Below are 12,495 nucleotides of genomic sequence, written 5' to 3' on the forward strand. Positions count from 1 at the left end.
TGACGCGTCGTGGCGCAGCCGTCGCCCGCCTTGTCCATTCCATTGCTTTACCCATTTCTTCAGGAGACTTCATGAGCAACCCCAGCACCGAGATCCGCCCCAGCATCCTTTTGCCGCGCCAGCCGGTGCCCGCCCTCGACCTGCCGCTGACCAACGGCGAGCGTTTTGTGCTCGGCGCCCAGCCGGGTGAGCAGTTCGATTTGCTGGTGTTCTACCGCGGCCTGCATTGCCCGCTCTGCGCCAAGTACCTGATCGAGCTGGAGCGCTTGGCGCCCGAGTTCGCCTCGCGCGGCGTGAACGTGGTCGCGATCAGTTCGGACACCGAGGAGCGCGCTCAGGAGATGGCGAAGAAGGTCAGTGCCAGTGGCGTGCGCTTTGCCTATGGCTTGCCGCTGAAGGCGGCGCGCGAGTGGGGCCTGTACATCAGCGAGTCGCGCGGCAAGACTTCGATCGGCATCGAAGAGCCTGCGATGTTCAGCGAACCAGCCGTCTACATCGTGCGGCCCGATGGCACGCTGTACTACGGCGCGGTGCAGACCATGCCGTTTGCCCGCCCGGGGTTCGCCGATCTGGTGGCTGCCATCGACTTTGCGGTGGCCAAGGACTACCCGGCGCGCGGCGAGTACACCGGCGCGGTGTGAGTTGACCCCCTGCCGTGCGCCTGGAAAGGCGAGCGGCGTCAGCGCTTGCGGGGCAGGCGTGCTACAAGCAAGGGTTGCGGTGGCGGTCATTCGGATCGCCGGCGCGACCCTTTTCCTGTTTGTCTCGTCTTCATGCCATCAGCTTCACCTTCTCCCGACGCCGTCGTCTCCATCCGCGGTCTGGGTAAAACCTACGCCGGCGGCTTCACCGCACTGCGCAACGTCGATCTCGACATCCGCCGTGGCGAAATTTTTGCGCTGCTGGGCCCCAACGGCGCGGGCAAGACCACGCTGATCAGCATCGTCTGCGGCATGTCCAACGCCACCGTGGGTAGCGTGCTGGCCGATGGGCATGACATCGTCCGCGACTACCGGGCTGCGCGCAGCATCATCGGCCTGGTGCCCCAGGAGCTGCACACCGACTCGTTCGAGACCGTCTGGGCCACGGTGAAGTTCAGCCGCGGCCTGTTTGGCAAGCCACCGAACGACGCCCACCTGGAGAAGATCCTGCGCGACCTCTCGCTCTGGGACAAGCGCAACAACAAGATCATGACGCTCTCGGGTGGCATGAAGCGGCGCGTGCTGATCGCCAAGGCGCTGTCGCACGAACCCAGCATCCTGTTTCTGGATGAGCCCAGCGCTGGCGTGGACGTGGAGCTGCGCCACGACATGTGGCGCATGGTGCGCGCCCTGCGAGACGCCGGCACCACCATCATCCTCACCACGCACTACATCGAAGAGGCCGAAGACATGGCCGACCGCATCGGCGTGATCAACCGCGGCGAGCTGATCCTGGTGGAAGACAAGGCCGTGCTGATGCGCAAGCTGGGCAAGAAGCAGCTCTCGCTCACGCTGCAGCAGGCGCTGACCCAGCTGCCCGGGTCGCTTGCGCTCTGGCCGCTGGAGCTCTCGGCCGATGGCCTGCATCTGGTCTACACCTTTGACACCCAGCGCGAAGAGACCGGCATCGCCGATCTGCTGCGCGCCCTGGCTGCCGAGGGCATCGACTTCAAGGACCTGCAATCGAGCGAGAGTTCGCTGGAGGAGATTTTTGTGAGTCTGGTGCGTGCACCGCAGGAAGCCCACGCATGAGCCTCAACCTCCACGGCGTGCGCGCCATCTACCGATTCGAAATTGCGCGCACCCTGCGCACCATCACCCAGAGCGTGATCGCGCCGGTGCTCACCACCTCGCTCTACTTCATCGTGTTCGGCACGGCGATTGGGTCGCGCATGGGTGACATCGACAACGTGAGCTATGGCGCCTTCATCATCCCGGGACTGGTGATGCTCTCGCTGCTGAACGAAAGCATTTCCAACGCATCCTTCGGCATTTACATGCCCAAGTGGTCGGGCACAATTTACGAGCTGCTTTCGGCGCCGGTATCGTGGTTCGAGGTGCTGCTCGGTTACGTGGGCGCGGCTGCCACCAAGTCGATGGTGCTCGGTTTGTTGATCCTGGCCACGGCGCGCCTTTTTGTGCCGTATGAGATTGCGCACCCGGGCTGGATGCTGGGCTTTCTGGTGCTGACCGCGGTCACCTTCAGCCTGTTCGGTTTCATCATCGGCCTGTGGGCCGACAACTTCCAGAAGCTGCAGGTGGTGCCGATGCTGATTGTCACGCCACTGACCTTTCTGGGCGGAGCCTTCTACTCCATCAGCATGCTGCCGCCGGTGTGGCAGACGCTGTCGCTGTTCAATCCGGTGGTCTACCTGATCAGCGGCTTTCGCTGGAGCTTTTATGGCCAGGCCGATGTGCACATCGCGGTGAGCACCGGCATGACGCTGGTGTTCATGCTGGCCTGCCTCAGCGTGATCTGGTGGGTGTTTCGCACTGGCTACAAATTGCGCCGTTGACCGGGCATGTAAGAAATCGGCGGCTGAGGATGACCCAGGGATATCGCCGGGCACTTTTTGTGGTGGCCCGCCTCACACATCCATGAACCGAAAGACCACGATGGAAAGACGACACATGCTCAAGACCCTCTCTGCCTGGATGGCCGGCGCTGCGCTGCCTGCCTCATCCGTGCTGGCCGCTGCACCGTTTCCCCTGAAGAAGACCGAAGCGGAGTGGCGTGCGATCGTCTCGCCCGCGGCTTACCGTGTGCTGTTTGAGCACGGCACCGAGCGCGCCGGCAGCAGCCCGCTGGACGCCGAGAAGCGCCCAGGTACCTTTGTCTGTGCGGCCTGCAACCAGCCCTTGTTCAATGCCGCACACAAGTACGACAGCGGCACCGGCTGGCCCAGTTTCTGGCAGCCCCTGCCGAAAGCCATCGGCACGTCGACCGACTACAAGCTGATCTATCCGCGCACCGAATACCACTGCTCCCGCTGTGGAGGGCATCAGGGCCATGTGTTCAACGACGGCCCCAAGCCCACCGGCCAGCGCTATTGCAACAACGGTATTGCGCTGGCGTTCGTCCCCCAGGGCGAGACACTGCCTGCGCTGCGAACTTAAGGCAATGCCCCGATCATTTTTCACCTGAGGTTTCACACATGTTCAAGTTTCGCCCCCTGCTCAGATTCACGGCCGCTGTGGCCATCGGCGCTGGCGCGCTGCTGGGCAGCGCGGCCCACGCTGCCAGTGCCACCGCTATCTTTGCCGGCGGCTGCTTCTGGTGCACCGAGTCCGATTTCGAGAAGCTGCCGGGCGTGATCGAGGCCGTGTCCGGCTACACCGCAGGCAAGACGCCCAACCCGACTTACCAGGCGGTGAGCGCGGGCCACACCGGTCACACCGAGGCGGTGCGCGTGACCTACGATCCTGCGAAGGTGACCTATGCGCAACTGGTCGAGTACTTCTGGAAGACCATCGACCCGAGCGAAAAAAACCGCCAGTTCTGCGACATCGGTGATCAGTACCGCAGCGGCATCTACTGGGGCAACGAGGCCGAGCGCCAGATCGTCACCGCCAGCCGCGATGCGTTGCAAAAGTCGGGTCGCTTCAAGACCATTTACACCGAACTCGCACCAGCGAGCACCTTCTACCTGGCCGAGGACTACCACCAGGACTATTACAAGAAGAACTCGGTGCGCTACAGCTACTACCGCCTGAGCTGCGGGCGCGACGCTCAGCTCAAGCGCATCTGGAAATAGGGCCTGAGGCCCGACTGGCGCGGTCGAAGCGCGCTGTTTCGACCCCGGTGGGAGCCGGGTGCCGTGCGTCGAACCTGTTTCAGCAGGTCAGGCTGTTCCAACCGCTGGTGCTCGGGCGGCCGATGGCGCTGCGCAGGTCCACCCAGCCAGTGAACACAGGCTGCAGCGCTTCGATGCGCTCGTGTGCAAGCAACTGGCCGTGTTGCAGGGAGATCACCTGGTAGACCTGCGCGCGCTGCATCCAGAGATCGCGGTGTGTGCGCGCCGCATCGATGTGGCGGCGCAGCCGGTCTGCGGTGTCGCCGTCGCAATCGGCCACGCACGCATGCAAGGCTTGGCGAGCCGTCTTGAGGCTGGTGAGGCTCGTGGTGGCGCGCGACGATGGATGCTGGCTTTGGCGGCGTGCCAAAAGGCGGCTCAGGTAGGGGTTCATGGTGTCTCCGGTCGGTGGGTGGCATCGGCCTATCGGATCCTCTGTCGCTGGTGGCGGCAGGGAGTCTCTTCTGGTGCGGTTGAATTGTCCCGAGCCTGGCGGGCGGTGAGCAGGTAGCTGCCTCCAGTACCGAGGTGCGGAAATCCGCAGATCTGTGGCCGTGTGCACACACCCGCCGCACCCGGGTGACATTCGCCACGAGCAGCGGCGCACAGTCTGGCGCCACGATTGACGCAGGTCATGGCGCTTTCCGTGCAAAACGGCACACTGTGCCGATGCCAAGCCAAACGCGCCCCATGCCAGCGACGGGTCTGAACGTCCAGCGTCCATGACCGCCACGCCACCCGAGGCCTCTTCGGTGGCCGCCGATGCCGCGGCGGTGTTTGTGGCGAGAGGCTTGACCAAGACGTACGGCGAGGGCGCCACCGCGGTGCACGCGCTGCGGGGCGTCGATCTGGATATCGTGCGGGGCGAATTTGTGGTGTTGCTGGGCGCATCGGGCAGCGGCAAGTCGACCCTGCTCAACATCCTGGGTGGACTGGACACGGCCACCAGCGGCTCGGCCCGCTGGACTCACGCCGGCCAGGTGCACGAACTCATCGGCGCCGACGACGCCGAGCTCACGCGCTACCGGCGCGAACATGTGGGCTTCGTGTTCCAGTTCTACAACCTCATCCCCAGCCTCACTGCACGCGAAAACGTGGCCTTGGTGACCGATCTCGCCGAAGACCCGATGAAGCCGGAGGACGCGCTGGCCCTGGTGGGTCTGGCGCCGCGGCTGGATCACTTTGTTTCCCAGCTCTCGGGCGGTGAACAGCAGCGCGTGGCCATTGCGCGCGCCATCGCGAAAAACCCCGCGGTGCTGCTGTGCGACGAGCCCACCGGCGCGCTCGATTGCGCCACCGGCATCATGGTGTTGCAGGCCATCGAGCGGGTGAACCGCGAGCTGGGCACGACCACGGTGGTCATCACCCACAACGCGCCCATTGCCGACATCGCCGACCGCGTGCTGCGCCTGGCGGACGGCCAGATCGTCGACACGCACGTGAATGCGCACAAGTTGCCCGCCTCGGGCCTGAGCTGGTGATGCCGGCATGACGCTGCCATGAAAGCCATCCACACCAAACTCTGGCGCGACCTCACGCGCCTGCGCGCCCAGGTCGCCACCATCGCCATGGTGGTGGCGATTGGCGTGGCCGGGTTTGTGGGCATGTTCTCGGTACATGCGTCGCTGCTGGGCGCACGCGACGCTTTCTATCTGGACAACCGGCTGGCCGATGTGTTTGCAGGCGTCAAGCGGGCGCCTGAACATCTGCGCGCGCGTCTGGCGGCCATTGATGGCGTGAGTGAGGTGCAGCTGGGCAACGCGATGGACGCGCAGATCGATCTGCCCGGCGTGTTGCCGCCGGTCACCGGTCGCTTCATCGGGCTGGACCTCGCGCGGGTGCACGCGGATCGCCAGGGCCTGAACCGGCTCACGCTCAAGAGCGGACGCTGGCCCGAACGCGAGGGCCAGCTCGAAGCCTTGGTGAGCGAACGCTTTGCCGTGGCGCGATCGCTCAAGCCAGGCGACACGGTGCACGCCATCCTCAACGGTCGGCTGGAGGCGGTGCACATCGTGGGCACGGCGGTCACGCCCGAGTACGTGTTTGCCTCGCAGGGTGGTGCGCCTGATGACGAGTTCTTCGGCATCTGGTGGATCGACGACGAGCGCATGGCCACCGCCTTTGACCTGGCCGGCGCCTTCAACCAGGTGGCGCTGGGTGTGGTGCCGGGCGTGCCGCTGGTGGCGGTGATCGATCGGGTCGATGCGCTGCTGGAGCCTTATGGCGCGATCGGCGCGGTGGGGCGCGACAAGCAGCTCTCCAGCAAGATCGTGGCCGATGAGCTGTCGCAGCTCAAGGTCATGGGCACGGTGCTGCCGTCGATCTTCCTGGTGGTGGCGATGTTCATCCTCAATGTGGTGCTCAGCCGCCAGGTGGCCACGCAGCGCGGCCAGATCGCGGCGCTCAAGGCACTGGGCTACAGCGACGGGGCCATTGCCTGGCACTACATCCAGTTTGCCTGCCTGATTGCGGGCCTGGGCGTGGTTGTGGGCCTGGGGCTGAGTATGGCAATCGGACGCGGCATGCTCAGTCTGTACGACGAGGTGTTCCGTTTCAACAGCCTGGCGTACGTGACCACGCCCTGGCTGGTGCTGGTGTCCACCGCCATTGCGGCTGGCGCCGCCGCACTTGGCACCTGGACCGCCATTCACGCCGTGGTTCGGCTGCGGCCTGCGCAGGCCATGCAGCCGCCCGTACCGCCGCACTTCCGCGCCACGATCATCGAACGCATCGGCCTGGGCCACCTGGTGAGCACAGGTGCGCTGATGGTGATCCGCAATTTTGAGCGCAGGCCACTGCGCGCCGCGTTCACCGTGATCGGTGTGTCGCTGGCGGTGGCGCTGCAGATTTCGGGTGCGTTCTGGCTCGACGCCATTGACCACATCGTGGACGTGCAATTCCGCCAGGTGCAGCAGGGTGACGTGCTGGTGAATTTTCACCGCCCTGTGCCGCTCACGGTGGCGCGCGATCTGCAGCGCCTGCCCGGCGTGATCGATGCCGAACCCTATCGGACGGAGCTGGTTCGGGTGCGTTTCAACGGCCACACGGTGGACACCGGCATGATGGGCATCGGTTCCGAAGCGCGGCTGATGCGTGTGGTCGATGAAACGCGTGGCGCGGTCGCGATGCCGGCGCAAGGCGTGGTCTTGTCGGCCATGCTGGCGCGCGAACTGGGCGCTCGCGTGGGCGATCGGGTGCGACTGGAGTTTCGCCTCTGGACCCAGACCGAGGCCGAGGTGGAAGTGGTCGACATCGTGCAGACCATGTTCGGCAAGCTGCTCTACATGTCACTGGACGCGATGAACCGCGTGGCGCGCGACGGTGAGGGGGTAGCGGATGCGGCCCTGCAGGTCGACCCCCTGGCCAAGGAGCAGTTCTGGGGGGCTGTCAAGCGCGCGCCGCTGATCAACTCGGTGTTCGACAAGGCTGCCTCCATGGAAAGCTTCAACCGCACCACCTCGAAGAACATGGGCGTGTTCAGCGGCATCCTCACCCTGTTTGCGGTCGCCATGGCGGTCGGCATCATCTACAACGCGGCGCGGATCTCGCTCTCCGAACGCGCCTGGGAGCTGGCCAGCTTGCGCGTGCTCGGCATGACGCGCGCCGAGGTCTCCGTGCTGCTGCTGGCCGAGCTCGGCGCCGAGTTGTTGCTGGCCCTGCCGATCGGTGCTTTCCTGGGCTGGGGACTGGCCACGCTGATGATGTCGCTGATGTCCTCCGATGCCATCGATTTCCCGGTCGTCATCGAGCCCGCCACCTACGCTTCGGCGGCCTTCATCGTGCTGGCTGCGGGTGTGGCCAGTGCGCTGCTGGTGCGACGCAAGATCGACCAGCTGGACCTGGTTTCCGTGTTGAAGGTACGCGAATGAACAACAAGACCACTTCTCGTCGCTGGGGTCGTACCCTGGCCATCGCGCTCGGCGTGCTCGCGCTGGCTGGCCTGGTGTGGTGGGTTTACCAGCCTCGCCCGCTGGTGGTCGAAGTCGCTGAGGTGGCTAGCGGCCGCTTTGAGCAGGTGATTGAAGAGGACGGCCGCTTGCGGCTGAAGAACCGCTACGTCATCACCGCGCCCACCCAGGCCGAGCTGCAGCGGCCCTTGCTCAAAGTGGGCGACGCGGTGAAGGCGGGTGACGTGGTGGCGGTGCTGCAACCCGTTTCGCCGCAAATGATCGATGCGCGCACGCGCGACGTCTTGTCGCAACGCGTGGGCACTGCCAACGCCGCGCGCCAGGCCGCGAGTGCCCAGGTGCAGCGCCTGCAAACGGCGCTGGCCCAGGCCGATCTGGAGGCACAGCGCGCAGCCAAGCTGGCGCAGGACAATTTCATTTCGGCCTCGGCGCGCGATCAGGCGCTGCTGGCGCAGCAGGCTGCTCGCCAGGCGGTCAACGCCGGGCGCGCCGAGCTGGCCGCGGCCGACTTCATGCTGGCCGAAGCGCGCGCTGCGCTCACCCGCTCAGAGCCCAGCGCCAGTGGGCGAGCGGCAGGGTTGTGGTCCTTGAAGAGTCCGGTGGACGGTCAGGTGCTCAAGCTGCACCTGGACAGCGCAGCGCCGGTCAATGTGGGCCAGCCGCTGGTTGAACTGGGCGATCTGGGAGCGCTGGAGGCGGTGATCGATGTGCTCTCGGGCGAGGTCGGCGCGATTGGGTCGGGTGCCACGGTGTTGCTCTCCACAGGCGGCAAGGCACCGCCGTTGACAGGGCGGGTCGAGCGCATCGAGCCGGTGGCGTTCACCAAGGTCTCGGCGCTGGGCATCGAAGAGCAGCGTGTGAACGTGATCGTGAACCTGGACGCGGGTGCCGCCACCCTGAATCTGGGCGACGGCTTCCGGGTGGACGCGCGCATCACCATCCATGCGCAGGACAACGCTCTGCTGGCTCCCAGCGCGGCGCTGGTGCGTGACGGCTCTGGCTGGCGCGTGTTTGTGGTGGACGGTGGCCGTGCGCGCGTGCGTGCGGTGACAGTCAAGGACCGCAACGCAGACCAGGCCTGGATACAGGATGGACTGCAGGCTGGCGAGACAGTGCTGCTCTACCCGGGCAGCATGATCGAAGACGGACAGGCGGTGAAAACCCGGAAGTGAAGCGGCGCCGGCCAGGCGCGGTCCATCGAAATTGGCCAGGCAAGCCTGTTCATCTCCTCAACATTGGCGAACCCTTTGAGGCTTCTTCGGGGCGACCTTGGCTTTGGCCAGCAGCTGGGTGGGCGAGAATCGTCTGCCGCAACAGGCTCGCCAGCCGACTCATGCCATTCGCTTGGTTGTCTTGACGCCTGATTCTCCCTGGGAGGTTCCCACATGTCAGATCACCCTTCGGCGGCTTCGCTGCCCCCGGTGCCTCCCTTGAACGCTGAGGCGCCACACACCTCCAGGGTCTACACCTGCCAGTGCGGTCGCACCACGTTTTTTGTCAACAGTCGCTGCCTGGCCTGTGGCACCGCGTTGGGCTACCACCCTGAACGGGCCAGTCTGCTGCCTCTGGCACCGGGCGAAGAGGCCGACACCTGGGTGGAGTGGGGCACTCCAGGACCGACGTATGTGAGTTGTGCCAACCGGGACACGCCTGCGAACTGCAACTGGCTGGTGCCGCATGCCGGTGGCGATGCGCACGCGCGTCTTTGTCGAGCCTGCCGGCTCAACCGCACCATTCCCAACCTGGACGATCCGGCACAGCCTGATAACGGGGGGCTCTGGGGTCGCGTGGAGCAGGCCAAGCGCCGCCTGGTGTCTGCCTTGCTGGTGATGGGCCTGCCCGTGGCCTCCCGCGAAACCGAGGACACCGAACAGGGGTTGATGTTCGACATCCTGCGCTCCACCGAGCCGGGCAAGCACGTCATGACCGGACACGACGACGGTCTGATCACGCTGAACGTGGCCGAGGCCGACGACGCCAAGCGCGAGCGCACGCGCCAGGCCATGAACGAGCCTTATCGCACCGTGGTCGGGCACTTTCGCCACGAAATCGGCCACTACTACTGGTACCGTCTGGTTGAAAAAACCGAGTGGCTGCCCAGGTTCAGAGCGCTTTTTGGCGATGAAAACCAGGACTATGCCGAGAGCCTCAAGAAGAGCTACGAAGACGGTCCGCGACCCGACTGGCCTCTGCATTTCGTCAGCGCATACGCCAGCGTGCATCCCTGGGAAGACTGGGCCGAATGCTGGGCGCACTACATGCACATGCGCGACACGGTGGATACCGCCCTGAGCTATGGCCTCACGCTCAACCCGGCGCAGCTGGACTTCACGCCGTTTGACGCCGACGTGCTGTACCTGCCAGATCACCCTGATGCCGAGCGCTTTCTCGCCTTTCTCAACCACTGGACCCAGCTGACCATGCTGCTCAACGGCATGTCGCGTGCCATGGGTCAGCCGGATTTTTACCCCTTCGTGATGCCCCACGAAGTGGTGGCCAAGCTGCACTTCATCCACCTGCTGGTGGTGGAGACAGGCCAGGCGCAGGCCATCGTTTCGCTGTGAACGTTGGGCTGGTCAGTCGGAGAGCGGCTACAACACCAGCCGCTGCGCGTAACCCGTCATTTCCAGGTAGCCGCGACCCACGCGCTGGCCTTGCGCGTCCAGCAGGTCGGACAAACCTTCCCAGTACACCGTGCCGGTGCTGGAGCGGCTGTCGAGCTCCTGGGCATCGAGCAGCGCTCGCACGGTGAAGCGCCCGCTGGGTGTGTCTACTTGCCACTCGACGGGATAGCGTGCTCGGGTGAGCGGGCTGGTCCAGAAGCGCCGCGGCGTGAAGCGCACCTCATCGGCGGCGAACGACCTCGCACCCAGCGGGTCCGCGCTTGAGGCCAGCGTCCGGTAGGAGCCACCGGCCCATACGGTGCTGCCGTCGGCGCGACGCAATTCAAATGCGGTGAGGCTGTCGCCGTTGTCCAGGTTCATGCCGATCCAGTCCCAGCCCACCGCCTCGGGGTGCAGGATGGCCTCGCTCCATTCGTGGTCCAGCCAGGCCCGACCGGTCACCATGAGGCGCTGTCCACTCAGCGTGAGCGCGCCTTGCACCGCGAGCTGCGGGTGGGTGACATAAAAGCTGGCCTGTGATGGGTCCGGGCCCTTGCGCGAAAAGCCTCGATCGCCCTGCAGCAGGAGGGCCTGCGTGGGCGTGGCGCGCAGCGATATGGCAAAGCCGTCGCCCGAAACGCTGGTCCGGTAGACGCCTGTGGTGTCGCGCTCAATGAACCAGTCGCGCAGCACCACCTGCATGTCGTCAACGCGGGCGAACACGCCGCGCTCGGTTTGCAGTGGCGGCTCGCCATTCCAGCGGGCGATGCGCTCGTCGTGCAACAACTGCTGGCCTTGCAGGTCGCTGATGGCGGCGTGGGCAAACAGCAGTTGGCGGGCGGCCAGCCTGCTTTGAATGGGTCCCGCTGCATCGACACGGCTGCGGAAGAAGGTGACCTGAAACCCGAAGGTACGTCCGATCTCTGTTTTCGCGTGACCGGTCAAATACCACCACTCGGTGCGGGTTTCGTTGTGCGTGCCGTGGTCGCGCGGGAAACGCAGCGGGCGTGGTGTCAGAGTGCTGCCGGCTTGGTGTTGTTGCTGATTCGCTGTCTCGGCGAACGCGGGCGCGAGCAGCAGCCCGCTCGCGCCCATGAGCCACTGTCGGCGGTTGCTGCCCAGAAAACCTGGCGACATGGTCTCAGGCGCCGAGCAGCGCGGCGTCCAGCCGCTGGCGGGCCGCGCTGGTGTTGCCAAAGCGGGCCAGGGACCAGTCGGCATCGAAATAGGTCTTGAGGTAGCGCTCGCCGCTGTCGCACAGCAGCGAGACGATGGCGCCGGCCTCGCCGCGCCCCTGCATCTCCACTGCCAGGGCCAGCATGGCGACGAGGTTGGTGCCGGTGGAGGGGCCGACACGGCGACCGAGCAGGCAGCAAAGGCTGTGCATGGCAGCGATGGAGTCGGCGTCGGCCACCTCCACCATTCGGTCGATCAAGGTAGGGATGAAGCTGGGTTCGACGCGCGGGCGCCCAATGCCTTCGATGCGCGAGCCAGTCGCCGTCGCCGAAGCGTCGCGTTCGCGGTGGTAGGTGGCGAACACTGAGCCGGCCGGATCGGCCACGCAGAGCTGCGTGCCGTGGCCCACGTACCGCAGGTAGCGGCCGATGGTGGCGCTGGTGCCTCCGGTTCCTGCGCCCACCACGATCCAGCGCGGAACGGCGTGGCGCTCGCAGGCCATCTGGTCGAAGATGCTTTGCGCGATGTTGTTGTTGCCGCGCCAGTCGGTGGCGCGCTCTGCATAGGTGAACTGGTCCATGTAGTGACCACCCTGCTGCTGTGCAATCTGGCGCGCTGCTTCGTAGACTTCGCCAGCCGTTTCGACGAAGTGGCACTGCCCCTGGTGGAAGTGGATCTGATCGACCTTTTCCTGCGAGGTGTTGCGTGGCATCACGGCAACGAAGGGCAGGCCGAGCAAGCGGGCGAAATAGGCTTCGCTCACCGCGGTCGATCCGCTCGACGCTTCGACCACCACAGTGCCTTCGTGCAGCCAGCCGTTGCACAGCGCGTAGAGAAACAGCGAGCGCGCCAGCCGGTGTTTCAGGCTGCCGGTCGGGTGGGTGGACTCGTCCTTGAGGTAGAGGTCGATGCCTCGTGCCTGCCAGGCGGGCAGTGGCAAGGCGATGAGGTGGGTGTCGGCGCTGCGGCAGTGGTCGGCCGCGATCAGCGCCAGTGCGCGGTGGGTCCAGTCGTGTGAAGGGCTCATGGCGCC

General features: G+C 65.5%; 12 protein-coding genes. 9 read left to right on the plus strand and 3 right to left on the minus strand.

Annotation, left to right across the window (positions count from 1 at the left end):
- Positions 1–71 precede the first annotated feature (71 nt).
- The 5 genes from QUV25_RS12010 to msrA all read left to right on the plus strand — a co-directional run bounded on the left by QUV25_RS12010 (position 72) and on the right by msrA (position 3,736).
- Positions 72–641, plus strand: coding sequence for a peroxiredoxin-like family protein (locus QUV25_RS12010; RefSeq protein WP_300864142.1), 570 nt, complete (start codon positions 72–74; stop codon positions 639–641).
- 132 nt (positions 642–773) lie between these two features.
- Positions 774–1,733 carry an ABC transporter ATP-binding protein gene (locus tag QUV25_RS12015; protein ID WP_300864144.1) on the plus strand — a complete coding sequence of 320 codons (960 nt, stop codon included), beginning with the start codon at positions 774–776 and terminating at the stop codon, positions 1,731–1,733.
- Positions 1,730–2,497, plus strand: coding sequence for an ABC transporter permease (locus QUV25_RS12020; protein ID WP_300864146.1), 768 nt, complete (start codon positions 1,730–1,732; stop codon positions 2,495–2,497). The genes QUV25_RS12015 and QUV25_RS12020 overlap by 4 nt, the downstream gene beginning before the upstream one ends.
- A 115-nt stretch (positions 2,498–2,612) precedes the next feature.
- Positions 2,613–3,098, plus strand: a complete 486-nt coding sequence (msrB, locus tag QUV25_RS12025; protein ID WP_300864148.1) for a peptide-methionine (R)-S-oxide reductase MsrB — start codon at positions 2,613–2,615, stop codon at positions 3,096–3,098.
- Between the two features lie 38 nt (positions 3,099–3,136).
- A complete protein-coding gene (gene msrA, locus QUV25_RS12030) occupies positions 3,137–3,736 on the plus strand; it encodes a peptide-methionine (S)-S-oxide reductase MsrA (RefSeq protein ID WP_300864150.1) in 600 nt (199 codons plus the stop codon).
- A gap of 79 nt (positions 3,737–3,815) precedes the next feature.
- On the opposite strand, the gene QUV25_RS12035 is transcribed toward msrA, so the two are convergent.
- Positions 3,816–4,169 (minus strand): hypothetical protein, encoded by a 354-nt coding sequence (locus tag QUV25_RS12035; RefSeq protein ID WP_300864152.1) that lies wholly within the window; start codon positions 4,167–4,169, stop codon positions 3,816–3,818.
- A 328-nt stretch (positions 4,170–4,497) separates the two neighbouring features.
- On the opposite strand from QUV25_RS12035, the gene QUV25_RS12040 reads away from it, so the two are divergent.
- From QUV25_RS12040 to QUV25_RS12055, 4 genes are all read left to right on the plus strand, one after another.
- Complete coding sequence (locus QUV25_RS12040) at positions 4,498–5,256, plus strand: ABC transporter ATP-binding protein (RefSeq protein ID WP_300864153.1); 759 nt, start codon at positions 4,498–4,500, stop codon at positions 5,254–5,256.
- Between the two features lie 18 nt (positions 5,257–5,274).
- Positions 5,275–7,644 (plus strand): ABC transporter permease, encoded by a 2,370-nt coding sequence (locus tag QUV25_RS12045; RefSeq protein ID WP_300864155.1) that lies wholly within the window; start codon positions 5,275–5,277, stop codon positions 7,642–7,644.
- Positions 7,641–8,855: an HlyD family efflux transporter periplasmic adaptor subunit gene (locus QUV25_RS12050; protein ID WP_300864156.1), complete on the plus strand. Its 1,215-nt coding sequence runs from the start codon at positions 7,641–7,643 to the stop codon at positions 8,853–8,855. Before QUV25_RS12045 ends, QUV25_RS12050 begins: the two co-directional genes overlap by 4 nt.
- Positions 8,856–9,068: 213 nt before the next feature.
- Positions 9,069–10,247 carry a putative zinc-binding metallopeptidase gene (locus QUV25_RS12055; RefSeq protein WP_300864158.1) on the plus strand — a complete coding sequence of 393 codons (1,179 nt, stop codon included), beginning with the start codon at positions 9,069–9,071 and terminating at the stop codon, positions 10,245–10,247.
- Between the two features lie 27 nt (positions 10,248–10,274).
- Here the strand turns inward: QUV25_RS12055 and QUV25_RS12060 are convergent, their stop codons facing one another.
- Together QUV25_RS12060 and QUV25_RS12065 are read right to left on the minus strand one after the other, a co-directional pair.
- Positions 10,275–11,423, minus strand: coding sequence for a carotenoid 1,2-hydratase (locus QUV25_RS12060; RefSeq protein ID WP_300864160.1), 1,149 nt, complete (start codon positions 11,421–11,423; stop codon positions 10,275–10,277).
- Between the two features lie 4 nt (positions 11,424–11,427).
- Positions 11,428–12,489 (minus strand): PLP-dependent cysteine synthase family protein, encoded by a 1,062-nt coding sequence (locus QUV25_RS12065; protein WP_300864161.1) that lies wholly within the window; start codon positions 12,487–12,489, stop codon positions 11,428–11,430.
- Positions 12,490–12,495 lie beyond the last annotated feature (6 nt).

Origin of the sequence: Hydrogenophaga sp., assembly GCF_030373245.1 — a bacterium.
Lineage (GTDB): Bacteria > Pseudomonadota > Gammaproteobacteria > Burkholderiales > Burkholderiaceae_C > Hydrogenophaga.

What these genes read in the sequence shown, in the direction of transcription:
- QUV25_RS12010 (WP_300864142.1), top strand. Translation starts at nt 72, where the DNA reads ATGAGCAACCCCAGCACCGAGATCCGCCCCAGCATCCTTTTGCCGCGC.
- QUV25_RS12015 (WP_300864144.1), top strand. Translation starts at nt 774, where the DNA reads ATGCCATCAGCTTCACCTTCTCCCGACGCCGTCGTCTCCATCCGCGGT.
- QUV25_RS12020 (WP_300864146.1), top strand. Translation starts at nt 1,730, where the DNA reads ATGAGCCTCAACCTCCACGGCGTGCGCGCCATCTACCGATTCGAAATT.
- msrB (WP_300864148.1), top strand. Translation starts at nt 2,613, where the DNA reads ATGCTCAAGACCCTCTCTGCCTGGATGGCCGGCGCTGCGCTGCCTGCC.
- msrA (WP_300864150.1), top strand. Translation starts at nt 3,137, where the DNA reads ATGTTCAAGTTTCGCCCCCTGCTCAGATTCACGGCCGCTGTGGCCATC.
- QUV25_RS12035 (WP_300864152.1), bottom strand. Translation starts at nt 4,169, where the DNA reads ATGAACCCCTACCTGAGCCGCCTTTTGGCACGCCGCCAAAGCCAGCAT.
- QUV25_RS12040 (WP_300864153.1), top strand. Translation starts at nt 4,498, where the DNA reads ATGACCGCCACGCCACCCGAGGCCTCTTCGGTGGCCGCCGATGCCGCG.
- QUV25_RS12045 (WP_300864155.1), top strand. Translation starts at nt 5,275, where the DNA reads ATGAAAGCCATCCACACCAAACTCTGGCGCGACCTCACGCGCCTGCGC.
- QUV25_RS12050 (WP_300864156.1), top strand. Translation starts at nt 7,641, where the DNA reads ATGAACAACAAGACCACTTCTCGTCGCTGGGGTCGTACCCTGGCCATC.
- QUV25_RS12055 (WP_300864158.1), top strand. Translation starts at nt 9,069, where the DNA reads ATGTCAGATCACCCTTCGGCGGCTTCGCTGCCCCCGGTGCCTCCCTTG.
- QUV25_RS12060 (WP_300864160.1), bottom strand. Translation starts at nt 11,423, where the DNA reads ATGTCGCCAGGTTTTCTGGGCAGCAACCGCCGACAGTGGCTCATGGGC.
- QUV25_RS12065 (WP_300864161.1), bottom strand. Translation starts at nt 12,489, where the DNA reads ATGAGCCCTTCACACGACTGGACCCACCGCGCACTGGCGCTGATCGCG.